The organism is Salipiger sp. H15 (assembly GCF_040409955.1).
In the GTDB taxonomy this organism is placed as follows: domain Bacteria; phylum Pseudomonadota; class Alphaproteobacteria; order Rhodobacterales; family Rhodobacteraceae; genus Salipiger.
In genome coordinates this window covers 625,439-648,374 of the sequence record NZ_CP123384.1, presented here as the reverse complement: position 1 = coordinate 648,374, position 22,936 = coordinate 625,439, and the positions used below count along the sequence as shown (strand labels likewise).

Genomic DNA, 22,936 nt, shown 5'->3' with positions numbered 1-22,936 from the left:
GGCCGGCGGCCCCCTCCTTCATGTCCTGATGTGATGCGCCGGAAGCGGGCTCCGGTCAGCCCAGCAGCGCGGCGAGCTGGCCGTCGAGCCAGAGCCGCATGCCGTCCACCACCGCCACGTAGGGGTCGAGCAGCGGCGCCATGGCCGGGACCGCGGCGGTGATCGCCGGGGCGAGGGCATAGAGCAGCACCGCCAGCACCGCGAGGATCAGCATCATGCCGAAGCCGCGGGCGAAGTTGCTGCCCTGCTGCTCCTCTTCCTCGGCGTCGAGCGCGCGGCCCTGCGGCGTCTCCATCCGCCGCGGCGGCGGGGCGACGCGCAGGGACTGGTTGATCTCCTCGATGTCGGGCAGCAGGTCGCGCCGCGAGACCGGGATCGCCGGGTGTTCCGGCTCGGGCGCGCCGAAGTCGTCGGGCGCATGCCGGGCCTCGGGCGCATCGGAGAGCGGGGCGTCGCCGCGGATGCGCGCCATGTGGTCGCGCGCGACGCGGGCGCGGTGGGCGGCATCCTCGGCGGAAGGTTCGGCCAGTCCAAGCTCGGGCTGGCTTTCCAGCGGCTCGGGATCGTGGCGTCGGCGCGCCTCGCGCTCGGCCTCCTGGCGCAGCACCTCGGCGACCGAGGGGTCGAGCCCGCGGGCGCGCACCGGGCGGCGCGGCACCGGCGTGGCGGCGGGTTCCTCGGGCCAGCTTTCGGGTTCAGGCTCGGGTTCGGGGGCGGCGTGCAGCGGCGCGGGCTCGGCGCCCTCGTCCATCTCTTCCCAGAGGTCGTCGGGCGCGCGCATGTCCTCGGGTGCGGTCTCTGCGGCAGCCTCGGCGTCCTCCTGCGGGACGGGGCGATCCAGGGCGGCCAGCTGGAACCAGGTGTGGCCGCAGCTCGAGCATTGCACGTCGCGCCCGCCCGTGGGGATCGCGTCGACCGGCACCTCGTACTGCGCGCCGCAATTGGGGCATATCAGCCGCATATTGTCCTTAGCTTTCCATCTGTTCTGGCCATCATCCCTTTGCCGACAATAGGTTGCCACAGGTGAGCGGGAAAGCCAATTTTCGGGCCGGGCGGCGGATTGCAACTGCGTCGCGGCTCGGGCACAACAGGACATCTTTTCTACCGGGGGCGCGCGGGCGTGATCGAACTGGATAATGTGGCCTACAGCTACGGCGGCGGGGAGCTGCTGAGCGGGCTCACGCTGCGGCTTGCGCCCGGGTCCTTCCATTTCCTGACCGGCCCCTCGGGCTCGGGCAAGACCACGCTGCTGAAGCTCTGCTACGGCGCGCTGGTGCCGACCGCGGGCCACGCGCGGCTCTTCGGCGAGGACGTGCGGCGCATGGACCGCGACGCCATCGCGCTCAGCCGCCGTCGCATCGGCGTGGTGCACCAGGATTGCCAGTTCCTCGACCACCTCTCGGTCGCCGAGAACGTCGCCCTGCCGCTGACCGTGGCGGGCGAGGGCGGGCAGGAGCTCGAGCAGAACCTCATCGAGCTGATGACCTGGGTCGGGCTCAAGAGCCGTGCCGACGCGCTGCCGCCGGAGCTGTCGGGCGGCGAGCGCCAGCGCGCGGCGCTGGCCCGCGCGGTGATGATGTCGCCCGAGGTGATCCTTGCCGACGAGCCCACCGGCAACGTCGACTGGGAGATGTCGCAGCGGCTGCTGCGCCTGCTGGTCGAGCTCAACCGGATGGGCAAGACCATCCTCATCGCGACGCATGACCTCGGCCTCATCCGGTCGGCCAAGACGCAGGTGCAGGCGCGGGTGCTGCGGATTTCCAACCGCAGGCTGCAGTCGGCGGGGGCGGACCTGTGAGACTGATCCGCGACTCCCTCGGCGCCTTCACCCGTTCCGACACCGGCGCCGACCGGGTTGTTCCGCCGACCGGCTTCACCGCCAGCCTGACGCTGTTTGCCGCCGGGGCCATGGCCTTCCTCGCGGTCTTCGCCCTGGCGCTGTCGCTGGCCGCGGGACGGCTTGCCACGAGCTGGGGCGAGGAGCTGGCCCGCGCCTCGACGCTGCGCATCTCGGCCCCCGCCGGGCAGCAGGCCGAGCAGACCGCGGCGGCGCTGCGCCTGCTCGAGCAGACGCCGGGCGTGGCCTCGGCGCGGGCGCTGAGCGCCGAGGAGCAGCAGGCGCTGCTCGAGCCCTGGTTCGGCCCGGACCTGCCGCTGGCCGACCTGCCGGTGCCGCAGCTCATCGAGATCATCGAGGAGGGCGCGGGCTTTGACGGTGCGGGGCTGCGGCTGCGGCTGCAGGCCGAGGTGCCGGGCGGGGTGCTTGACGATCACACGCGCTGGCGGCGGCCGCTGGTGGCGGCGGCCTCGAAGCTGCGGCTGCTGGGGGCGGTGTCGATCCTGCTCATCGCGGGCGCGGTGGCGGCGATGGTCACGCTGGCGGCCAACGCGGCGCTCGCGGCCAATGCGCAGGTCATCGCCGTGCTGCGGCTCGTCGGCGCCACCGACGGGTTCATCGCGCGCGCCTTCGTGCGCCGCTTCACCCTGCGTGCCCTCGGCGGCGCGGCGCTCGGCGCGGCGGTGGCCTCGGGCGCGCTGCTGCTGATGCCCTCGGCGGACGAGACCGCGGGCTTCCTGACCGGCCTCTCCTTCGTCGGCTGGCACTGGATCTTCCCGCTGCTGGTGCCGCTGCTGACCGCGGCGGTGGCCTTTGCCGCAACGGCGATCGCCGCGCGCCGGGTACTTGGAGACTTGAGCTGATGCGCCACGCGCTGCAATGGATCCGATCGCTGTTCTTCGTCGGCCAGGTCTACCTGGCGATGGCGGTGGTCGGGCTCTCGTTCTTCCCCTGGGCGCTGTTCTCCGACCGTGGCGCGCGCGCGGCCTGCCGGGCCTGGTGCCTCTGGGTGCGCTGGACGGCCGCGTGGATGGTGGGGCTGAAGAGCGAGATCCGCGGCAAGGTCCCCGAGGGCGAGATCCTCATCGCCGCCAAGCACCAGAGCTTCTTCGACATCATCCTGCTCTTCGGGGCGGTGCCGGCGGGCAAGTTCGTGATGAAGCGCGAGCTGCTCTTCACCCCGGTCCTCGGGCAGTACGCCACCCGCATCGGCTGCGTGCCGGTGGACCGCGGCAAGCGCGGCGCGGCGATCTCGAAGATGGTGGCCGACGTGAAGAAGAGCGCCGAGGAGCATCCCGGCCAGCTGATCATCTACCCGCAGGGCACCCGCGTGCCGCCGGGCGAGAAGGTGCCCTACAAGGTCGGCACCGCGATCCTCTACGGCCAGAGCGGCGAGGCCTGCGTGCCGGTGGCGACCAATGTCGGCATCTTCTGGCCCAAGCGCGGCATCTACCGCAAGCCGGGAACGGCGGTGATCGAGTTCCTGCCGGTGATCGAGCCCGGCATGCCGAGCAAGGCCTTCCTTGCCAAGATCGAACGGGACGTGGAGGCGGCCTCGAACCGCCTGATGGCGGAGGCGGGGTTCCATGCGCAGGATTGAGACCACCGAGGCGCTCGAGGCGCTCTACGGCACGGCGGCGGGGGCGTCGATCGACAAGGTGGTGCGGCGGATGACACCGCTCTACCGCCAGTGGATCGAGGCCTCGAGGCTCTGCGTGCTGAGCACGGTCGGTCCGGCGGGCACCGATGCCTCGCCGCGCGGCGACGATGGCCCGGTGGTGCTGGAGCTCGACCCGGGCACGCTCGCCATGCCCGACTGGCGCGGCAACAACCGGCTCGACTCGCTGCGTAACGTGGTCGAGGACGGGCGCGTGTCGCTGATGTTCTTCGTGCCCGGCAGCAACAACGTGGTGCGGGTGAACGGCACCGGCTGGCTCACCGACGACGCGGAGCTGCGGGCGCGGTTCGAGAAGCACGGCAGGCAACCCGCCACGGTGCTGATCCTCGAGATCGCCGAGATCTACAGCCAGTGCGCCCGGGCCCTGATGCGGGCCGGGACGTGGCGCGCGGGCGACGAGAGCGGCGGCCTGCCCAGCATCGGCGCGCTCTTGGCCGAGGCCACGCAGGGGGCCACCGACGGCGAGGAATACGACCGGCTCTGGCCCGCGCGCGCCGCGCAGAGCATGTGGTGAGCCGCTGACGGTTTCGTGAGCCGCCTGCCCGACGGAATCCCGTCGCCCGCGCGTGAGACGTCCAATACGGACAAGACGCAAAGGATTTCGGGCATGTCGGATTTCATCAAGCGCCCCAGTCGCCGCGCCCTGCTGAGCGGGCTCGCGGTCTCGCCGATCGCGGTCGCCGGGATCGGCTCCTTCACCAGCTCGGCCCGCGCGCAGGCGCAGGCGGCGGGGCTCATCTCGGCCAATGTCTGCATGGTCATGCCGGAGGTGACTGAGGGGCCCTATTACCTCGACGAGGCGCTGCTGCGGTCCGACATCACCGAGGGCCGCGAGGGGGTGCCGATGCGGCTGCGGCTGCAGGTGGTGACGGCCGAGTGCGCCCCGGTCGAGGGCGCGCGGGTCGATGTCTGGCACTGCGACGCGGCGGGCAACTACTCGGGCTACGCCAGCCAGGGCAGCGACGGCACCAACGACACCGAGGGCGAGACCTTCCTGCGCGGCACGCAGATGACCGGCGCGGACGGGGTGGCGGAGTTCCGCAGCATCTACCCCGGCTGGTACCGCGGCCGCACCACGCACGTGCATTACAAGGTCTTCCTCGACGAGCGCACCGTGCTGACCAGCCAGATCTTCTTCCCCGACGCGCTGAGCCAGTACCTCTTCCAGTCGGTGCCGCCCTACAACGACCGCAGCGCCGAGCGCGACACGATGAACGGGAACGACGGCATCGCCAAGCAGGCGGGCGAGGGCGCCTATGCCGCGATCCGCGAGCAGTACGATTTCTACGACGCGGCGCTGGTGGTGGGGATCGACCCCTCGGCGACCTCGGCCGAGGGCGGCATGGGGGCGGGCGGTCCGCCGCCGGGCGGAGAGCGTCCGGACGGTCCGCCCCCGGGCGGCGTGGGCGGCCCGGATCAGGGCGGCAGCGCCGAGGTGTTCATCCCGGGGCGGACGGCAAGCGAGTAGGCAAATCTCTTCGAAGAGATTTGCAAGAGCCTTCGAAGGCTCTTGCGAGCGGCCTCTTTGGGGCCGCCCTTTCCCGTTCAGCGATCCAGCGCGCCCTTGCCGGCGAGGATCTTCGGCCGCAACTTCTCGATCCGCGCGAGGCGGGTCTCGGGCTTCTTGGCGCCGTCGATCTGGAGGACGTGGCTCTTCTGCCGCCCCGGCGTCAGCGCGGCGAAGGCCTCGGCCAGCTCCGGGTCGGCGTCGAGCGCGGAGACGAGCTCCTCGGGCAGCTCGAGCTCGGTCTCGTCCTTCGGCGGGCGGATGCCCTGCGCGGCATAGCCCTTCGCTTCGGCAAGGTAGGCCTCGAGCGTGGGGCGCATCCGCGCGACCTGCGCGGCCGAGGTGAAGCGGAGCACGTTCGGGTGGCGGGTGTTGGGCCCCTGCCGCTCGAGCACGCCCTCGGGGTCGGTCATCAGCGCGGGGTTGAAGAAGCCCAGCGTGAACTCGCTGCGGAAGGCGCCGATCAGGGCGACGTTGCGCTCGCCCTCTACGTAGACCGGATGGCCCCATTTCGCGGTTTCCCGAAGACCCGAAGCAAGGCAGATCTCGCGCAGCGCGGCGAGCCCTTCGGCCCAGAGCCGGGTGGCGCAATCGGCGGTGTCGAAGCGGGCGCAGCGGCCGCAGCCCCTGGCGAAATACTCGTTGCTGTCGGTGATCATGGTCCCTCCGTCATCAGACCTTAGACCAGCGGCGAGGTTTCGCGAAGGGGCTCTCGGGCCTCACATCTTGAGGATCGAGTTGCCGCCGTCCGCGAGCATGGCGCTGCCGGTGACGAAGGAGGACTGGTCCGACAGGAGGAACAGCGCGGCGCGGGCGATTTCCTCGGGGGCGGCGATGCGTTTCAGCGCGTGCATGTTGCGGACGATCTCGTGGAAGCCGGGATCGCTGCCCGCCATTTCGGTCATCGTGCCGCCGGGAAGCAGCGCGTTGACGCGGATGTTCTCGGGCCCGTGCTCGGCGGCAAGCACCTGCGTGAACCCGATGAGCCCGGCCTTGGCGGCAGCATAGGCGGGATCGGCGACCTCCCCGGCGAGGTATTCCGCCGCGCCGCCCGCCGCGCGGATCTCCTGCGCCAGCGCCTCGAGCCGGGCCCCGCGCCGGGCGCCGAGCACGACGTTTGCGCCTTCACGTCCCAGCAGCCGGGCGGCGGCCTCGCCGATGCCGCTGCTTGCGCCCGTCACGATGATCGTCTGTCCCGTCAGCATGGCTCCGCCCTTTCGCTGGTTTGCGGGAGCAGTGTCGGGGGAGGGGGCGCCGCGGGGCGATCCGCTTCCTGCGCATTGCGGCGCGGACCAAAGAAAAGACCCCCGGAGCGGTGCTCCGGGGGTCCCTGTGTCGCGATCCGGAAAGGATCAGGCGTGGATCGCGCCGTCGCCGCAGGCGAGGGCCGCCTCGCGCACCGCTTCCGAGAAGGTCGGGTGGGCGTGGCAGGTCAGCGCGACGTCCTCGGCCGAGGCGCCGAATTCCATCGCCACGCAGATCTCGTGGATGAGATCGCCGGCCGACGGGCCGATGATGTGGCAACCCAGAACGCGGTCGGTTTCCTTGTCGACGATCAGCTTGACGAAGCCGTCACCGGCGAAGACGGCCTTGGCGCGGCCGTTGCCCATGAAGGAGAACTTGCCGACCTTGTAGGCGCGGCCCTCGGCCTTGAGCTGCTCTTCGGTCTTGCCGACCGAGGCGACCTCGGGGTGGGTGTAGATCACGCCCGGGATCACGTCGTAGTTCACGTGGCCGGCCTTGCCGGCGATGACCTCGGCGCAGGCCATGCCCTCGTCCTCGGCCTTGTGGGCCAGCATCGGGCCCTCGATGGCGTCGCCGATGGCGTAGATGCCCTTCACGGCGGTCTGCCAGTGGCCGTCGGTCTCGATCTGGCCGCGCTTGGTCAGCGTCACGCCGAGCGCCTCGAGGCCGAGACCGTCGGTGTAGGGCGCGCGGCCGGTGGCGCAGAGCACCACGTCCGCCTCGGTGCTGTGCTCGGACTCGTCCTTGCGCAGCTTGTAGGTCACCGTGGCCTTGCCGCCCTTGGTCTCGACCTTCGACACGGCCGCGCCCATGGTGAACTTGAGGCCCTGCTTGGTGAGCATCTTCTGGAAGGTCTTCTGCACCTCGGCGTCCATGCCGGGGGTGATGGCGTCGAGGAATTCGATCACCTCGACCTCGGTGCCGAGGCGCGAGTAGACCGAGCCCATCTCGAGGCCGATCACGCCGGCGCCGATGACGACCATCTTCTTGGGGATCTTGCCGAGTTCCAGCGCGCCGGTGGAGGTCACGACGATCTTCTCGTCGACCGCGACCTCGGCGCCCGGTACGGAGGCGGGCACGGAGCCGGTGGCGATGATGATGTTTTTGGTCTCGTGGACCTCGTCACCGACCTTGACCTTGCCGGCCTCGGGGATCGAGCCCCAGCCCTTGAGCCAGTCGATCTTGTTCTTCTTGAACAGGAATTCGATGCCCTTGGTGTTCTGGCCGATCACGTCGTCCTTGTAGGCGAGCATCTGCTTCCAGTCGACCTTGGGCGCGGCGCCCTTGAGGCCCATCTTGGCGAAGTTGTGCTCTGCCTCGTGCAGCTGGTGCGATGCGTGCAGCAGGGCCTTCGAGGGGATGCAGCCGACGTTGAGGCAGGTGCCGCCGAGGGTTTCGCGGCCCTCGACGCAGGCGGTCTTGAGGCCGAGCTGGGCGCAGCGGATGGCGGCGACATAGCCGCCGGGTCCGGCGCCGATCACGATGACGTCGTATTGTGCCATTGGGGTCTCCTATCGGGTATTTCGGAAGGCACGGGGCATGCACCGGGCATGCACATCCCGTGCACATGGGAAGGCGGGGCGGGAAGTGGCGCGCGGGGGGCGCTGGTCCCCCCTGCCGCCGGGCTCCCCGGGGATATGTCCGGCCGGACGCGGGCTCATGGGAGCAGCGCCAGCAGCAGCATCAGGGTCGTCGCGACAAAGCCGACGAACCAGATCAGCGAGCGCCAGGGCGCCCAGCCGAAGAGATAGGCCGGGACATAGGCGATCCGCGCCGCGAGGTAGAGCAGCGCGAGCTGCGCGGTGAAGCTGCCGGCCTTGTCGGTGTAGGTGAGCACCGCCACGGCGATGGCGAAGAGCAGCAGCCCCTCGAAATGGTTGTTCATCGCCCGCTGGGCGCGCCCGGCGCAGCCGGTGAGCACGCGCGGCTCGTCGCGCGCCGAGGCGGCGTAGCGCGGCCCGACCTGGGCCTGGGCCAGCACCGAGTAGAGCGCCATCTGGGCGACCTGCAGCAGGCTTGCGAGGGTCAGTGCAAGAAGTTCCGGCGTCATGCGGTGCTCAGCATGTGGGACGCGGAGGGGCCGTGGCCGAGGGAGGTTTCCTGGGCGAGCCAGGCCTGCGCCTTCTCGACGTCATTGACGGAGAAGAGCGCCCAATGGGCGGTGCTGCCCTCGAGCCAAAGCTGAAGCAGGGTGAGCCCGGCGTTGGCGCGGGTTTCCGCCTCGGCGTCGAAGCGGCTGCGATCGAAACTGTCGAAACGGAGCAGAAGCTGGTGGCTCATCTTGCCCTCCCTTCGGGGTGTCGCGGGGCCCTGGGGCGCCCCGCCCGAACATCCGGGCGGGGCAGGTCTGTCATGCGGGGCACGGGGCCCCGGCGCGCGGGATCAGAGATCCATCAGCAGGCGGCGCGGATCCTCGAGGGCTTCCTTGACGCGGACCAGGAAGGTCACGGCGCCCTTGCCGTCGACGATGCGGTGGTCGTAGCTGAGCGCCAGGTACATCATCGGGCGGATTTCCACCTTGCCGTTGATCGCCATCGGGCGGTCCTGGATCTTGTGCATGCCGAGGATGCCCGACTGCGGGGGGTTCAGGATCGGCGAGGACATCAGCGAGCCGTAGACACCACCGTTGGAGATGGTGAAGGTGCCGCCCTGCATCTCGGCCATCGAGAGCTTGCCGTCACGGGCGCGCTTGCCCTTCTCGTTGATCTCTTTCTCGATCTCGGCGAAGGACTTCTGGTCGACGTCGCGCAGCACCGGAACCACGAGGCCCTGCGGCGTGCCCGCGGCGATGCCCATGTGCACGAAGTTCTTGTAGACCACGTCGGTGCCGTCGATCTCGGCATTCACCTCGGGGACTTCCTTCAGCGCGTGCACGCAGGCCTTGGTGAAGAAGGACATGAAGCCGAGGCGCACGCCGTGCTTCTTCTCGAAGAGGTCCTTGTACTGGTTCCGCAGCGCCATCACCTCGGTCATGTCCACCTCGTTGTAGGTGGTCAGCATGGCCGCGGTGTTCTGCGCGTCCTTGAGGCGCTTGGCGATGGTCTGGCGCAGGCGGGTCATCTTGACGCGCTCTTCGCGGGCCGCATCCTCGGCAGCCACCGGGGCGCGCGGCGCGGCGGCGGGTGCCGCGGCTGCCGGGGCCGACTTGGCGGCGGCGAGGGCCGCGGAAACGTCGTGCTTCATGATGCGGCCATCCTTGCCCGAGCCCTGAACCTGGTCACGGCCGAGACCTGCCTCGGCCATCGCCTTCTTGGCGGCCGGGGCGTCCTCGACATCCTTGCCACCCGCGGCGGGGGCTGCCGCCGGAGCTGCCGCGGGGGCGGCGGCCGAAGCCGCGGCAACCGCACCTGCGCCGCCGAGCACGGCGAGCTGGCCGCCGGCCTGGACGGTGTCGCCCTCGTTCGCGAGGATCGCGGTCAGCGTGCCGGATGCCGGCGCGGGAACCTCGACCGAGACCTTGTCGGTCTCGAGCTCGCAGAGCATCTCGTCCTGCTGGACGGTGTCACCGACCTTCTTGAACCAGGTGGCGACGGTGGCCTCGGAGACGGACTCGCCCAGCGTCGGGACCATCACCTTGACCTCTTCGCCGCCCGCGGCGGGCGCGGCAGCGGCGGCCTTGGCCGAGGGACGTTCCTCGACCTGCTCGGCGCCGGCCTCGCCCGCGGGGGCGACGTTGGCGAGCAGGGCATCGACGCCCACGGTGTCGCCTTCCTTGGCCACGATGTCCGCGAGGACGCCCGCGACGGGGGAGGGGACCTCGACCGTCACCTTGTCGGTCTCGAGCTCGCAGAGCATCTCGTCCACGGCGACGGAGTCACCGGGTTTCTTGAACCAGGTGGCAACCGTGGCTTCGGTCACGGATTCGCCCAGCGTGGGGACGCGCACTTCGGTCGTCATCGCTTCATTTCCCTTCGATGGTCAGCGCTTCGTTCACAAGCGCCTCTTGCTGTGCCTTGTGCTGGCTGGCCAGGCCCGTGGCGGGCGAGGCCGAGGTGGCACGGCCGACGTAGACCGGCCGCTGATGCTTGGCGTCGATACGCCCCAGCACCCATTCGATGTTGGGCTCGATGAAGGTCCAGGCGCCCTGGTTCTTGGGCTCTTCCTGGCACCAGACCATCTCGGCGCCCTTGAAGCGTTCCAGCTCCTTGACCAGCGAGATCGCCGGGAAGGGATAGAACTGCTCGATCCGCAGCAGGTAGACGTCGTCGATGCCGCGGGCGTCACGCTCTTCGAGCAGGTCGTAGTAGACCTTGCCCGAGCACATCACGACGCGCTTGATCTTGTCGTCCGACACCAGCTTGGTTGCGCTCTCGCCCGATTCCGCGCTGTCCCAGAGGACGCGGTGGAACGAGGAGCCGGTGATGAAGTCCTTCGCCTCGGAGACCGCCAGCTTGTGACGCAGAAGCGATTTCGGCGTCATCAGGATCAGCGGCTTGCGGTAGCTGCGGTGCAGCTGGCGGCGCAGGATGTGGAAGTAGTTCGCCGGGGTCGAGCAGTTCGCGACGATCCAGTTGTCCTGGCCGCACATCTGCAGGAAGCGCTCGAGGCGCGCCGAGCTGTGCTCGGGGCCCTGGCCCTCGAAGCCGTGCGGCAGCAGGCAGACGAGGCCCGACATGCGCAGCCACTTCGACTCGCCCGACGAGATGAACTGGTCGAACATGATCTGCGCGCCGTTGGCGAAGTCGCCGAACTGCGCTTCCCACAGGACGAGCGAGTTGGGCTCGGCCAGCGAGTAGCCGTATTCGAAGCCCGAGACCGCGTATTCGGACAGGGCCGAGTCGATGACCTCGTAGCGGGCCTGGCCCTCGCGGATGTGGTTGAGCGGGTAGTAGCGGTCTTCGTTGTCCTGGTTGATCAGGCCCGAGTGGCGCTGCGAGAAGGTGCCGCGGGTCGAGTCCTGGCCCGCGAGGCGGACGGGGTAGCCCTCGGTCAGCAGCGAGCCGAAGGCCAGTGCCTCGCCGGTCGCCCAGTCGAAGCCCTTGCCGGTTTCGAACATCTGCTCGCGCGCCTCGAGGAAGCGGCCCACGGTCTTGTGCAGCGGGAAGCCCTCGGGAACGGTGGTCAGGCCCTTGCCGACATCGGCCATGGTCTCGGGCGCGATCGCCGTCTCGCCGCGCTGGTAGTTGCCTTCCTTCTGCGCGTCGAGGTGCGACCAGCGGCCGTCGAGCCAGTCGGCCTTGTTCGGCTTGTAGGTCTTGCCGGCCTCGAACTCTTCATTCAGGTGCGCCTGGAAGGCGGCCTTCATGTCCTCGATCTCGCCCTCAGGGATGAGACCGTCCTTGACGAGGCGATCGGTGTAGAGCGTCAGCGTGGTCTTCTGCTGCTTGATCTTCTTGTACATGATCGGGTTGGTGAACATGGGCTCGTCGCCCTCGTTGTGACCGAACCGGCGGTAGCAGAAGATGTCGATGACCACGTCCTTGCCGAACTTCTGGCGGAACTCGGTCGCGACCTTGGCGGCGTGGACCACGGCCTCGGGATCGTCACCGTTGACGTGGAAGATCGGCGCCTCGACCACCAGCGCGTTGTCGGTGGGGTAGGGCGAGGAGCGCGAGAAGTGCGGCGCGGTGGTGAAGCCGATCTGGTTGTTCACCACGACGTGGATGGTGCCGCCGGTGCGGTGGCCGCGCAGGCCGGAGAGCGCGAAGCACTCGGCCACGACGCCCTGGCCGGCGAAGGCCGCGTCACCGTGCAGCAGCACGGGCAGGACCGCGCGGCGCTCGGAGTCGTTGATCTGGTCCTGCTTGGCGCGGACCTTGCCCAGCACGACCGGGTTCACCGCCTCGAGGTGCGAGGGGTTGGCGGTCAGCGACAGGTGAACCTTGTTGCCGTCGAACTCGCGGTCCGAGGAGGCGCCGAGGTGGTATTTCACGTCGCCCGAGCCGTCCACGTCCTCGGGCTTGAACGAGCCGCCCTGGAATTCGTTGAAGATCGCGCGGTAGGGCTTCTGCAGCACGTTGGCGAGAACCGACAGGCGGCCGCGGTGCGGCATGCCGAAGACGATTTCCTTGATGCCGAGGTTGCCGCCGCGCTTGATGATCTGCTCGAGCGCCGGGATCAGCGATTCACCACCGTCGAGGCCGAAACGCTTGGTGCCCATGTACTTGACGTGCAGGAACTTCTCGAAGCCCTCGGCTTCCACCATCTTGTTGAGGATCGCCTTGCGGCCCTCGCGGGTGAAGCGGACTTCCTTGCCGTAGCCCTCGATGCGCTCCTTGAGCCAGGCAGATTGTTCCGGGTCCGAGATGTGCATGTACTGCAGCGCGAAGGTGCCGCAGTAGGTGCGCTTCAGCACGCCCATGATCTCGCGCAGCGACGCGACCTGCAGGCCGAGCACGTTGTCGATGAAGATCGGGCGGTCCATGTCGGCCTCGGTGAAGCCGTAGGCCTTGGGGTCGAGCTCGGGGTGCGCGTCACGGCCGTGCAGGCCCAGCGGGTCGAGATCGGCGGCGAGGTGGCCGCGGATCCGGTGCGCGCGGATGATCATCAGCGCGCGGATCGAGTCGAGCACGGCGCGCTTGATCTGGTCGTCGGTCACCGCGACGCCCTTTTCGGCGGCCTTCTCGGCGATCTTCTTGCCAGCGCCCTTCGCCTCGGCGGCGGGCATCATCGGCCATTCGCCGGTGAGCGCGGCGGTCAGGTCGTCGTTCGGGGTCGGCGGCCAGTCGGAGCGTTCCCAGGACGCGCCCTTGGCCTCGGCCTTCACGCTGGTCTCGTCGTCACCGAGCTGTTTGAAGAAATCGCTCCATGCCTCGTCCACCGCGGAGGGGTCGTTGGCATAGCGGGCGTACATCTGTTCGAGATATTCCGCGTTCGCGCCCTGCATGAAGCTGAGGGCGTGGAACTGGTCATTCGAGCCTTGATCCGTCATCGTGCGCATTCCTTTCTGACCGATCTTTGAAGCAGCAGGAAGGGGGCCTTCGGGAAGGCCCCCGTCGTGGTGCTCCGGGTCATATCCAAGCCGGATCCCCTCGCGGGGGGTGCGGGGCGGGCAGGCCGCCCCGCGCTGTGCTATTTAGCCCTTAATGGCTTTCATGACAGCTTCACCAAGCGTCGCCGGGCTGTCCGCCACGACGATACCGGCGGATTTCATCGCCTCGATCTTCGACTCGGCGTCGCCCTTGCCACCGGCGACGATCGCGCCTGCGTGGCCCATGCGGCGGCCGGCCGGAGCGGTGCGGCCCGCGATGAAACCGGCGGTCGGCTTCCAGCGGCCCTTCTTCTTCTGCTCGGCGAGGAACTCCGCGGCTTCTTCTTCCGCCGAGCCACCGATCTCGCCGATCATGATGATCGACTGGGTTTCCGGATCGTCGAGGAACATGTCCAGCACGTCGATGTGCTCGGTGCCCTTGATGGGGTCGCCGCCGATGCCGACGGCCGACGACTGGCCGAGGCCCATGTCGGTGGTCTGCTTCACGGCTTCATAGGTCAGGGTGCCGGAGCGCGAGACGACGCCGACCGAGCCACGCTTGTGGATGTGGCCGGGCATGATGCCGATCTTGCAGGCGCCGGGGGTGATGACACCCGGGCAGTTCGGGCCGATCAGGCGCGACTTGCTGTTCACCAGCGCGCGCTTCACCTTCATCATGTCGAGGACGGGGATGCCCTCGGTGATGCAGATGATCAGCTCGATCTCGGCGTCGATGGCTTCGAGGATCGAGTCCGCGGCGAAGGGCGGCGGAACGTAGATCACCGAGGCGTTGGCTTCGGTCACGTGCTTGGCTTCGTGGACCGAGTTGAACACCGGCAGGCCGAGGTGCTCCTGGCCGCCCTTGCCGGGGGTCACGCCGCCGACCATCTTGGTGCCGTAGGCGATCGCCTGCTCGGTGTGGAAGGTGCCCTGCGAGCCGGTCAGGCCCTGGCAGATGACTTTGGTGTTTTCGTTGACGAGGACTGCCATCTTGGCGTTCTCCTGATTGTCGCTGCGACGGGCGCAGCCTGAATTCCGGGGAGGGAGCGCCGCAGCGCCCCCAGATGCGTCAGCCCTTGACCGCTTTCACGATCTTCTCGGCGCCGTCGGAGAGGTTGTCGGCAGCGATCACGTCCAGACCGGACTCGTTGATGATCTTCTTGCCGAGCTCCACGTTGGTGCCTTCGAGGCGGACGACGAGCGGAACCTTCAGGCCCACTTCCTTCACCGCGGCGAGCACGCCCTCGGCGATCACGTCGCAGCGCATGATGCCGCCGAAGATGTTGACGAGGATGCCTTTGACGTTGGGATCGGAGGTGATGATCTTGAACGCCTCGGTCACCTTCTCCTTGGTCGCGCCGCCACCCACGTCGAGGAAGTTGGCAGGCTCTGCGCCGTAGAGCTTGATGATGTCCATGGTCGCCATGGCGAGGCCCGCGCCGTTCACCATGCAGCCGATCTCACCATCGAGGGCGATGTAGTTGAGGTCGTACTTGGAGGCTTCGAGTTCCTTGGCGTCTTCCTCGGTCTCGTCGCGCAGATTGGCGATGTCGGGCTGGCGGTACATGGCGTTGCCGTCGAAGCCGAGCTTGGCGTCGAGCACCTTGAGGTTGCCGCCGGGCATGACGATCAGCGGGTTGATCTCCAGCATCTCCATATCCTTCTCGATGAAGGCCTTGTAGAGCTGGCCCATCAGCTTGACGCACTGCTTCATGGCAGCGCCGTCGAGGCCGAGGGCGAAGGCGACGCGGCGGCCGTGGAACGGCTGGTAGCCGGTGGCCGGGTCGACGGAGAACGACAGGATCTTCTCGGGGGTCGAGGCTGCGACTTCCTCGATGTCCATGCCGCCCTCGGTGGAGCAGACGAAGGACACGCGCGAGGTCACGCGGTCGACGAGCAGGGCGAGATAGAGCTCGCGCTCGATGTCCGAGCCATCCTCGATGTAGATGCGGTTGACCTGCTTGCCGGCCGGGCCGGTCTGGTGGGTCACCAGGGTCTTGCCGAGCATCTTCTTGGCTTCTTCAGCGGCCTCTTCCACCGACTTGGCAAGGCGGACGCCGCCCTTCTCGCCAGCTTCGGCTTCCTTGAACTTGCCCTTGCCGCGACCACCTGCGTGGATCTGTGCCTTGACGACCCAGAGCGGACCGTCGAGCTCGCCGGCAGCGGACTTGGCTTCGTTGGCGCTGAGCACGACGCGGCCGTCCGAAACCGGGCAGCCGTATTCGCGCAGGAGCGCTTTCGCCTGATATTCATGGATGTTCATGGAAGACTCTTCCCGTCTTGCTGCGATTTCGCGGCCGGTATACGCGCCTCGTCCGCCGCGTGCGAAGGGATTTTTGGTTATCGGCGAAGATTTGCGAGATTTTTTTCAGGATGTGATCACGCGTTCAAAAAGCGTGATCACAAACCCGCGCCGGGTAGGATTCCGTTAGCGTCTCACGGCGCAAGAATCAGCGCGCTGCCGCAGCGGCAGGCAGAAATGCAAAGGCCCCGGCACGCTTTCGCGGCCGGGGCCCGGAGTGTCACGCGGTCCCGTCCGGGCCCGCGAAAGGCTTACGCGAGGCTGGAGTCGATGCCCTTGCAGGCTTCGACGAGGCCGTTCACCGCGGCGACCGACTTGTCGAACATCTCCTGCTCGTCCTTGGTCAGCTTGATGTTCACGATCTTCTCGATGCCGCCGGCGCCGATCACGGTCGGGACGCCCACGTACATGTCGGTCAGGCCGAACTCGCCGTCGCAGTAAGCGGCGCAGGGCAGGACGCGCTTCTGGTCCTTGAGATAGGCTTCCGCCATCTCGATCGCCGAGGTTGCCGGCGCGTAGAAGGCCGAGCCGGTCTTCAGCAGGCCGACGATCTCGGCGCCGCCGTCACGGGTGCGCTGCACGATCGCGTCCAGCTTCTCCTGCGTGGTCCAGCCCATCTCGACCAGGTCCGGCAGCGGGATGCCGGCGACGGTGGAGTAGCGGACGGAGGGGACCATGGTGTCGCCGTGGCCGCCGAGCACGAAGGCGGTGACGTCCTTCATCGACACGTCGAATTCCACCGACAGGAAGTGGCGGAAGCGGGCCGAGTCCAGCACGCCGGCCATGCCGCAGACCTTGTGCGGGGGCAGGCCGGAGAACTTCTGCAGCGCCCAGACCATCGCGTCGAGCGGGTTGGTGATGCAGATGACGAACGCGTCGGGCGCGTTTTCCTTGATGCCTTCGCCGACCGACTTCATGACCTTGAGGTTGATGCCGAGCAGGTCATCGCGGCTCATGCCGGGCTTGCGCGGCACGCCGGCGGTGACGATGCAGACGTCTGCGCCCGCGATGTCGGCGTAGTCCTGGGTGCCCTTGAGCTTCGCGTCAAAGCCTTCGGAGGGGCCGGATTCCGCGATGTCGAGCGCTTTGCCTTCCGGCGTGCCTTCCGAGATGTCGAAGAGCACGACGTCGCCGAGTTCCTTCAGGGCCGCGAGATGTGCAAGCGTGCCGCCAATCTGTCCCGCGCCGATGAGGGCAATCTTGGGTCTGGCCATGGATCTGTTCTCCGCTCCATTTGTGAAGTCCGCCGCTTGCGTAAGGTCTCTGCCGCCGACGCGCAAGGGCGCTGCAGGGCAGCATCACGGAAGCTCGATTGCTGACCATGCGGAATGGTTGCGGTAAAGACATTTATTTTCAATAAACTAGTGATCGTATACGAGGGTATGCCCTCGGCGGCCGCATCGCGGGGGCGGGCAGGGCGCGGCTGCAACCTGCGGGCGCAAATTGCCGCATTCACGGGCAGTCGGGCGATTCTGTCCAAGGGCGAGGGGCGCTCAGCCGCGCCCGCTGCGCCGCGCGAGATACCTTTCGAGCTGCACCAGCGCATCGTGGATCAGCACCGCGAAGAGCCCGACGATGAGCCCGCCCTGCAGCACGAAGGCGGTGTTGCTGGTGAGCAGCCCGGCGATGATCACCTCGCCCAGCGTGCGCGCCGCCACGGTCGAGCCGATGGTGGCGGTGCCGAGGGCGATCACCACCGAGAGCCGGATGCCGCCGAGGATCACCGGCAGGGCCAGCGGCAGCTCGACCCGCCAGAGCCTCTGCCAGCGGTCGAGGCCGAGGCCGCGCGCCGCCTCCATCGTGGCGGCGGGCAGGGTCGAGAGGCCGGTCATCGCGTTCTCGAAGATCGGCAGCAGCCCGTAGAGGAAGAGCGCCACCAGTGTCGGCCCGGCGCCGAAGCCGAGCGCCGGGACCGCCAGCGCCAGCACCGCCACGGGCGGGAAGGTCTGCCCGACATTGGTGAGCGTGCGCGAGAGCGGCCGGAAGGCGGCGCCTGAGGGGCGGGTGACGAGGATCGCCAGCGTCACCGCCACCAGCGTCGCCGCGGTCGAGGCGAGGGCGACGAGGCCGAGGTGGCTCAGCGACAGCGAGAGCAGCGAGCTGCGGGTGTAGATCACCGGGCCGTTCGCGGGGGCGAAGGGGGCGAAGACGGGGGTGAAGAGCGCGGGTTTCAGCACCAGCGCCAGCAGGAGTGCGATGAGCGCGGCGCGCAGAATCTGCCCGGGTTTCACGCGTGGCGCTCCGCGCGCTCGCGGATGGCGGCGAGGGTGACGCGCCCGGCGGGGGTGCCGTTCGCCTCGACCGGGATCGCCTCGCGCCCGGTCCAGAGGCAGGCGGAGAGCGCCTCGCGCAGGCTGGCGGTGGCGGGCAGGGGGGCGCCGTCGGCGGTCCCTGCCTCGACGAGGTCCGAGACCGGGATGAGCGAGAGCAGCCGCATGGGCCGCTCGGCGTCGCCGACCATCTCGGCGACGAAGGGCGTGGCGGGGCGCGCGACGATCTCTTCCGGCGGGCCGTATTGCACCAGCCGCCCGCCATCCATCACCGCGATGCGGTCGCCGAGGCGGATCGCCTCGTCCATGTCATGGGTGACGAGAAGGATCGTCGAGCCGAGCTTGCGCTGGATGGCGCGCAGATCCTCCTGCGCGCGGGTGCGGATGATCGGGTCGAGCGCGCCGAAGGGCTCGTCCATCAGCAGGAGATCCGGGCGCGAGGCAAGGGCGCGGGCAACGCCGACACGCTGCTGCTGGCCGCCCGAAAGCTCGAGCGGCAGGCGGTCGCGGAACTCGGCGGGCTCCATGCCGAAGAGCGTCAGCAGCTCGTCCACCCGCGCGGCGATCTTCTCCTTCGGCCAGCCGAGCAGCTCGGGCACCGCGCCGATGTTGCGCGCGACCGTGTGGTGCGGGAAGAGCCCGTGGCCCTGGATGGCGTAGCCGATGCGGCGGCGCAGGAGGTGCGGTTTGACGGCGTGGGTGGGCTCGCCGTTGATGCGGACCTCGCCCGAGGTCGGCTCGACCAGCCGGTTTATCATCCGCAGCAGCGTGGTCTTGCCCGAGCCGGAGGTGCCGACAAGCACGGTGATCGTGCCGGTCTCGGCGGTGAGCGAGACGGCATCGACGGCGCGGGTGCGGCCGTAGAGCTTGGTGATCCGGTCGATCTCAATCATGGCTGGCGCTCCGGGATGCGGCGGGTGAGGTCGACGAGGATGTCCATGACGATCGCCGCGACGAGGGCGAGGAGGACGGTGGGCAGCGCGCCCAGCAGGATGAGGTCGGTGGCGGTCTGGTTGAGCCCCTGGAAGACGAAGCTGCCGAAGCCGCCGCCGCCGATCAGCCCGGCGATGACGGCAAGGCCGATGTTCTGCACCAGCACGATGCGAAGGCCTGCAAGGATCACCGGCATGGCGAGCGGCAGCTCGACCTTCCAGAGGCGCTGCGCGCCGGTCATGCCCATGCCGCGCGCGGCCTCGATGGCGGCGGGCGGGGTGGCGGCGAGCCCGGTCACGGTGTTGGCGACCACCGGCAGCAGGGAATAGAGCACCAGCGCGAGGAAGGCGGGGGCGAAACCGATCCCGGCGATGCCGAGCGCGCGGGCGGCGGGATAGGTCGCGGCCACCCAGCCGAGGATCGGGATCATGATGCCGAACATCGCCAGCGACGGGATGGTCTGCAGGAAGCTCAGCACCGGCAGGGCCATGCCGCGCAGGCTGCCGTTGCGGTGGCAGAGGATGCCGAGCGGGAAGCCGATCAGCGCCGCCGCGCCGAGCGAGCCGAGCGCCAGCGCGAGGTGGCGCAGGGCGGCGGTGCGGAAGGCCTCCTTGCGGCTGGCGTATTCCTGCAGCACCGAAAGGTTCGAGAGCGCCCCGGACCAGAGCAGCGCGGCGAGCGCGGCCAGCAGCAGCGCGAGCAGCCCGGCGCGGGCGCGCGGGCCGGGGCGCAATTGCGACAGTGCGTCGGCCATGAGCAGCATCAGCACCAGCAGCAGGCACCACGCCCCGGCAGCGGGAGAGACGCGGGCGAGGTCGCCGGCGCCGTCGAGCTGGCTGGCCGCGCCGCGCGCGAGAAGAAGGATGAGCCCGGCAAGGCCGAGCAGGCTGCCGCCGAGGCGGCGCAGCGGCGCGCCGGCGGGGATGCCGAGCGCGAGCCCGGCGGTGAGCGCGAGCGCACCCGGAAGCACTGCATTTAGGGGCGCGCTGTCCCAGAGCATCACGCCCTCGCCCGCGACGATGCGGTTGGCGCGCAGGGTCAGGAAGGGCAGGGCAAGCGACGCCAGTCCAAGCGCCGCGAAGAGCAGGCCGGGCGGAGAAAGGCGCCGCCCGGCGCGGGCCGTCGGGTCCGCCGCGACGGAGATCAGTCCAGCACCCCGGACTTGGTGAGGTAGTCCTTCGCCACCGCCTCGGAGGGCTCGCCGCCGACCTGGATGCGGCCGTTGAGCTCCTGCAGGGTCTCCATCGAGAGGCCCTCGAAGATCGGATTCAGCACCTCGGGGATGGTGGGATATTCCTCGAGCACGGCGTCGCGGACGATGGGCGTGGGCTCGTAGACCGGCTGCACGCCCTTGTCGTCCTTCATCACCACGAGCCCGGTCGCGCCGACGCCGCCGTCGGTGCCGTAGACCATCGCGGCATTGACGCCCGAGGTGCCGCGCGCGGCGGCCTGGATCGTCGCGGCCGTGTCGCCGCCCGAGAGGATCACGGTCTGGTCCTCGGTGAGCGCAAAGCCGTAGGTCTCCTGCATGGCGGGCAGGACGGCGGGGGAAGAGACGAACTCGGTCGAGGCGGCGAGCTTCACCTCGCCTCCGCCGGCGACCCACTTGCCGAAGTCGCTCATCGTGTCGAGCTTGTTCTCCTCGGCCACCGGGCCGGTCACGGCGATCGCCCAGGTGTTGTTGGCCGGGGCGGAGCTGAGCCAGGTGATGCCGTTCTGGGCATCGAGCTCCTTGGCGCGGTCATGGGCGGCGGCGGCGTCCTTCCAGAGGTCCGCATCGGCCTCGTTGAAGAAGAAGGCGGCATTGCCGGTATACTCGGGGTAGATGTCGATCTGGTCGGCGAGGATGGCCTCGCGCACCACCTGCGTGCCGCCGAGCTGCAGGCGCCGCTCGACCGGCAGGCCGGCGTGTTCGAGCGCGAGGGCGATCATGTTTCCGAGAAGCCCGCCCTCGGTGTCGATCTTCGACGAGACGACGATATCGGCCTGTGCGGTGCCGGCGAGGCCGGCCACGAGGCTGGCGGCGGCAAGAAGTAGTCTGCGGGTCATGGCGCGTCCGGCTCCCTTCCGTTGCGTCCTGTCGAGTATGACAGAGTTCCGCTCAGAAACTAGGCGGCGGCGGTCGGAGGCCAAGTCCTGCGCGCATATTCCCGGAAAAGGCGAGCGCGCTGCGCAGTCCTCAGGCGTCGCTCTCCTCGGGCGGGAGGGTTTCGGCAAGGGTCTCGAAGGCGAGGCCGCTGGCGACGAGGCAGGTGAGTCCGGCGGCGGAGGTGACGGTGATCGTCCAGGTGCCGGTCTCGTCCGAGGCGAACAGTTCCATCATCGCGTTGTTGCTGCCAAGGCCGATGGAATGCCGCGTCTCGCCATAGGTTTCCGCGAGCCGCGCCACGACCGCCTCGCGCGGGCCGCAGGTCTGGCTCTGGCCGGTGGAGGGCGCGGGCAGCAGCGCGCCGAGCCCCCCGCAAAGGAGCGCAACAAGGCGCGCACGGCTGGGGGGCCGTGGCCATGCCATGCGCTGGGCGGTCGTCGGAAGTGCCGTCATCGCCGTTCCTTTCCGAGGGGCGGCCTGCGCCGCGGTGGGTTCGTTCTGTCCTTCAAACGCTGGAAACCGGAGAGCCTCTGGCTCCGGATCGAGCCTGCGGCGCAAGTCCGAAGGATTGGTTAAACATGCGTCCCCGGTTAAAATGCCGGGCATTCATCGGCGGGGATCGGTGAATTCTTCTGCGATGCGGCATGAAGGGCCTTGCAGTTTTCGGAAAAGATATGCATCACTCACGCAAGATTATTGCTCGACGGAGGAAGGCATGGATCTCGCGCTTCGGCCCTATCGCTCGGTTCTCTACATTCCCGGCTCGAAGGAGCGGGCGCTCGACAAGGCGCGCGCCCTGCCGGTGGATGCGATCATCTTCGACCTCGAGGATGCCGTGGCCCCCGCGGAGAAACCCGCCGCGCGCGAGACGCTGGCCGCGGCGCTGGGCGTCGGTGGCTATGGCAACCGCACGCGGATCGTGCGGATCAACGGGCTCGACACCGAATGGGGCGAGGCGGATGCCCGCGCCGCCGATGTCATGGATTGCGACGCGGTGCTGCTGCCCAAGGTCGAGGATCCGGCGCAGCTCGATGCGCTGGCTGCTCTGACCGGCAAGCCGCTCTGGGCGATGATGGAGACGCCGAAGGGCATGCTCAACGCGCAGGCGATCGGCGCGCATCCGCGGCTGGCGGGCATGGTCATGGGCACCAACGACCTTGCCAAGGAGCTGAACTCGCGCTTCCGCGCCGACCGGCTGCCGATGCTGACCTCGCTGCAACTGTGCCTGCTGGCGGCCAAGGCCAGCGGCTGCACCATCGTCGACGGGGTCTACAACGCCTTCAAGGACGACGATGGGCTGAAGGCCGAATGCGATCAGGGCCGCGACATGGGCTTCGACGGCAAGACGCTGATCCACCCGGCGCAGGTCGAGATCGCCAATGCCGCCTTTGCCCCGACCGAGGGCGAGATCGACCTTGCCCGGCGGCAGATCCACGCCTTCGAGGCGGCCGAGGCCGCGGGGCAGGGGGTTGCCGTCGTCGACGGCAGGATCGTGGAGAACCTGCACGTGGTGACGGCGAAATCGGTGCTGGCCAAGGCCGATGCCATTGCCGCGATGGGGGCTTGAGGGCAGGGTCGGGACGAACCCGGCATAAGGAGACCCCCAATGCTGCTTCTGATTCTCGGCGTCGCGCTCTGGTGGGCGGCGCATCTGTTCAAGCGCCTCGCGCCCGAGGCACGGGCGAAGATGGGCGAGAAGGGCAAGGGCGTGATGGCGCTCGCCCTGATCGTCAGCGTCGTCCTGATGATCTTTGGCTACCGCATGGCCGACGGCGCCTTCTTCTACGGTCGCACCCCTGCGACGGTGGGGATCAACAACCTGCTGATGCTGGCGGCGCTCTACCTCACCTCGCCCGGGCCGAAGAAGGGCGCGATCTTCTACAAGATGCGCCACCCGATGCTGACCGGCTTCCTGCTCTGGGCCATCGCGCACCTCTTGGTGAACGGCGACACGCCCTCCTTCGTGCTCTTCGGCGGGCTCGGCATCTGGGCGCTGGTCGAGATGAGCACGATCAACCGCACCGAGCCCGACTGGACACCGCCCGCGAAGGGCGAGATCAAGAAGGACCTGATCTTCGTCGCGGCCAGCCTCGTGCTGCTCTTCGTGATCGGGGCGATCCACACCTGGCTCGGCTATCCCACTTTTGGATGAGTAACGTCTGGAA

Annotated in this window: 23 protein-coding genes; 7 read left to right on the top strand and 16 right to left on the bottom strand. The window is 68.8% G+C overall.

Going from position 1 to position 22,936, the window contains the following annotated elements:
* Positions 1–55: 55 nt before the first annotated feature.
* Positions 56–961, bottom strand: a complete 906-nt coding sequence (locus tag PVT71_RS03145; RefSeq protein ID WP_353473041.1) for a zinc-ribbon domain-containing protein — start codon at positions 959–961, stop codon at positions 56–58.
* Between the two features lie 159 nt (positions 962–1,120).
* Between PVT71_RS03145 and PVT71_RS03140 the strand changes: the two genes are divergently transcribed.
* From PVT71_RS03140 to PVT71_RS03120, 5 genes are all read left to right on the top strand, one after another.
* Entirely contained in the window at positions 1,121–1,798 is a 678-nt protein-coding gene (locus PVT71_RS03140) for an ATP-binding cassette domain-containing protein (RefSeq protein ID WP_353473040.1), read from the top strand.
* Positions 1,795–2,700, top strand: a complete 906-nt coding sequence (locus tag PVT71_RS03135) for a cell division protein FtsX (protein ID WP_353473039.1) — start codon at positions 1,795–1,797, stop codon at positions 2,698–2,700. The genes PVT71_RS03140 and PVT71_RS03135 overlap by 4 nt, the downstream gene beginning before the upstream one ends.
* On the top strand, positions 2,700–3,437 hold the full coding sequence (locus tag PVT71_RS03130) for a 1-acyl-sn-glycerol-3-phosphate acyltransferase (protein ID WP_353473038.1): 738 nt from the start codon (positions 2,700–2,702) through the stop codon (positions 3,435–3,437). Before PVT71_RS03135 ends, PVT71_RS03130 begins: the two co-directional genes overlap by 1 nt.
* Complete coding sequence (locus tag PVT71_RS03125) at positions 3,424–4,029, top strand: pyridoxamine 5'-phosphate oxidase family protein (RefSeq protein ID WP_353473037.1); 606 nt, start codon at positions 3,424–3,426, stop codon at positions 4,027–4,029. Before PVT71_RS03130 ends, PVT71_RS03125 begins: the two co-directional genes overlap by 14 nt.
* A 93-nt stretch (positions 4,030–4,122) precedes the next feature.
* Positions 4,123–4,983 (top strand): intradiol ring-cleavage dioxygenase, encoded by an 861-nt coding sequence (locus tag PVT71_RS03120; protein ID WP_353473036.1) that lies wholly within the window; start codon positions 4,123–4,125, stop codon positions 4,981–4,983.
* Positions 4,984–5,060: 77 nt separating this feature from the next.
* Here PVT71_RS03120 and PVT71_RS03115 read toward each other — a convergent pair whose 3' ends face one another.
* The 15 genes from PVT71_RS03115 to PVT71_RS03045 all read right to left on the bottom strand — a co-directional run bounded on the left by PVT71_RS03115 (position 5,061) and on the right by PVT71_RS03045 (position 21,224).
* On the bottom strand, positions 5,061–5,681 hold the full coding sequence (locus tag PVT71_RS03115; protein ID WP_353473035.1) for a YdeI/OmpD-associated family protein: 621 nt from the start codon (positions 5,679–5,681) through the stop codon (positions 5,061–5,063).
* 60 nt (positions 5,682–5,741) lie between these two features.
* Positions 5,742–6,227 (bottom strand): SDR family oxidoreductase, encoded by a 486-nt coding sequence (locus PVT71_RS03110; protein ID WP_353473034.1) that lies wholly within the window; start codon positions 6,225–6,227, stop codon positions 5,742–5,744.
* A gap of 147 nt (positions 6,228–6,374) precedes the next feature.
* Entirely contained in the window at positions 6,375–7,769 is a 1,395-nt protein-coding gene (gene lpdA, locus PVT71_RS03105; protein WP_353473033.1) for a dihydrolipoyl dehydrogenase, read from the bottom strand.
* A 155-nt stretch (positions 7,770–7,924) separates the two neighbouring features.
* The gene (locus PVT71_RS03100; protein WP_353473032.1) at positions 7,925–8,317 is read right to left on the bottom strand and encodes an MAPEG family protein; all 393 of its coding nucleotides are present in this window, start codon (positions 8,315–8,317) and stop codon (positions 7,925–7,927) included.
* Entirely contained in the window at positions 8,314–8,547 is a 234-nt protein-coding gene (locus tag PVT71_RS03095; RefSeq protein WP_353473031.1) for a hypothetical protein, read from the bottom strand. Before PVT71_RS03095 ends, PVT71_RS03100 begins: the two co-directional genes overlap by 4 nt.
* A gap of 102 nt (positions 8,548–8,649) precedes the next feature.
* Entirely contained in the window at positions 8,650–10,164 is a 1,515-nt protein-coding gene (odhB, locus tag PVT71_RS03090) for a 2-oxoglutarate dehydrogenase complex dihydrolipoyllysine-residue succinyltransferase (RefSeq protein WP_353473030.1), read from the bottom strand.
* 4 nt (positions 10,165–10,168) lie between these two features.
* On the bottom strand, positions 10,169–13,138 hold the full coding sequence (locus PVT71_RS03085; protein ID WP_353473029.1) for a 2-oxoglutarate dehydrogenase E1 component: 2,970 nt from the start codon (positions 13,136–13,138) through the stop codon (positions 10,169–10,171).
* Between the two features lie 144 nt (positions 13,139–13,282).
* Positions 13,283–14,167, bottom strand: coding sequence for a succinate--CoA ligase subunit alpha (sucD, locus tag PVT71_RS03080; protein WP_353473028.1), 885 nt, complete (start codon positions 14,165–14,167; stop codon positions 13,283–13,285).
* A gap of 79 nt (positions 14,168–14,246) precedes the next feature.
* The gene (gene sucC, locus PVT71_RS03075; RefSeq protein WP_353473027.1) at positions 14,247–15,440 is read right to left on the bottom strand and encodes an ADP-forming succinate--CoA ligase subunit beta; all 1,194 of its coding nucleotides are present in this window, start codon (positions 15,438–15,440) and stop codon (positions 14,247–14,249) included.
* Positions 15,441–15,730: 290 nt separating this feature from the next.
* Complete coding sequence (gene mdh, locus PVT71_RS03070; protein WP_353473026.1) at positions 15,731–16,693, bottom strand: malate dehydrogenase; 963 nt, start codon at positions 16,691–16,693, stop codon at positions 15,731–15,733.
* Positions 16,694–16,972: 279 nt separating this feature from the next.
* Entirely contained in the window at positions 16,973–17,710 is a 738-nt protein-coding gene (locus tag PVT71_RS03065) for an ABC transporter permease (protein ID WP_353473025.1), read from the bottom strand.
* A complete protein-coding gene (locus tag PVT71_RS03060; protein WP_353473024.1) occupies positions 17,707–18,642 on the bottom strand; it encodes an ABC transporter ATP-binding protein in 936 nt (311 codons plus the stop codon). The genes PVT71_RS03065 and PVT71_RS03060 overlap by 4 nt, the downstream gene beginning before the upstream one ends.
* Complete coding sequence (locus PVT71_RS03055; protein WP_353473023.1) at positions 18,639–19,682, bottom strand: ABC transporter permease; 1,044 nt, start codon at positions 19,680–19,682, stop codon at positions 18,639–18,641. The genes PVT71_RS03060 and PVT71_RS03055 overlap by 4 nt, the downstream gene beginning before the upstream one ends.
* A 143-nt stretch (positions 19,683–19,825) precedes the next feature.
* Complete coding sequence (locus PVT71_RS03050; protein ID WP_353473022.1) at positions 19,826–20,731, bottom strand: ABC transporter substrate-binding protein; 906 nt, start codon at positions 20,729–20,731, stop codon at positions 19,826–19,828.
* A 130-nt stretch (positions 20,732–20,861) separates the two neighbouring features.
* Positions 20,862–21,224, bottom strand: coding sequence for a hypothetical protein (locus PVT71_RS03045; RefSeq protein ID WP_353473021.1), 363 nt, complete (start codon positions 21,222–21,224; stop codon positions 20,862–20,864).
* 262 nt (positions 21,225–21,486) lie between these two features.
* Here PVT71_RS03045 and PVT71_RS03040 point away from each other — a divergent pair, with 262 nt between their 5' ends.
* Both PVT71_RS03040 and PVT71_RS03035 read left to right on the top strand, forming a co-directional pair.
* The gene (locus tag PVT71_RS03040; protein WP_353473020.1) at positions 21,487–22,338 is read left to right on the top strand and encodes a CoA ester lyase; all 852 of its coding nucleotides are present in this window, start codon (positions 21,487–21,489) and stop codon (positions 22,336–22,338) included.
* A 39-nt stretch (positions 22,339–22,377) separates the two neighbouring features.
* Positions 22,378–22,923: an NnrU family protein gene (locus PVT71_RS03035; RefSeq protein ID WP_353473019.1), complete on the top strand. Its 546-nt coding sequence runs from the start codon at positions 22,378–22,380 to the stop codon at positions 22,921–22,923.
* Positions 22,924–22,936 lie beyond the last annotated feature (13 nt).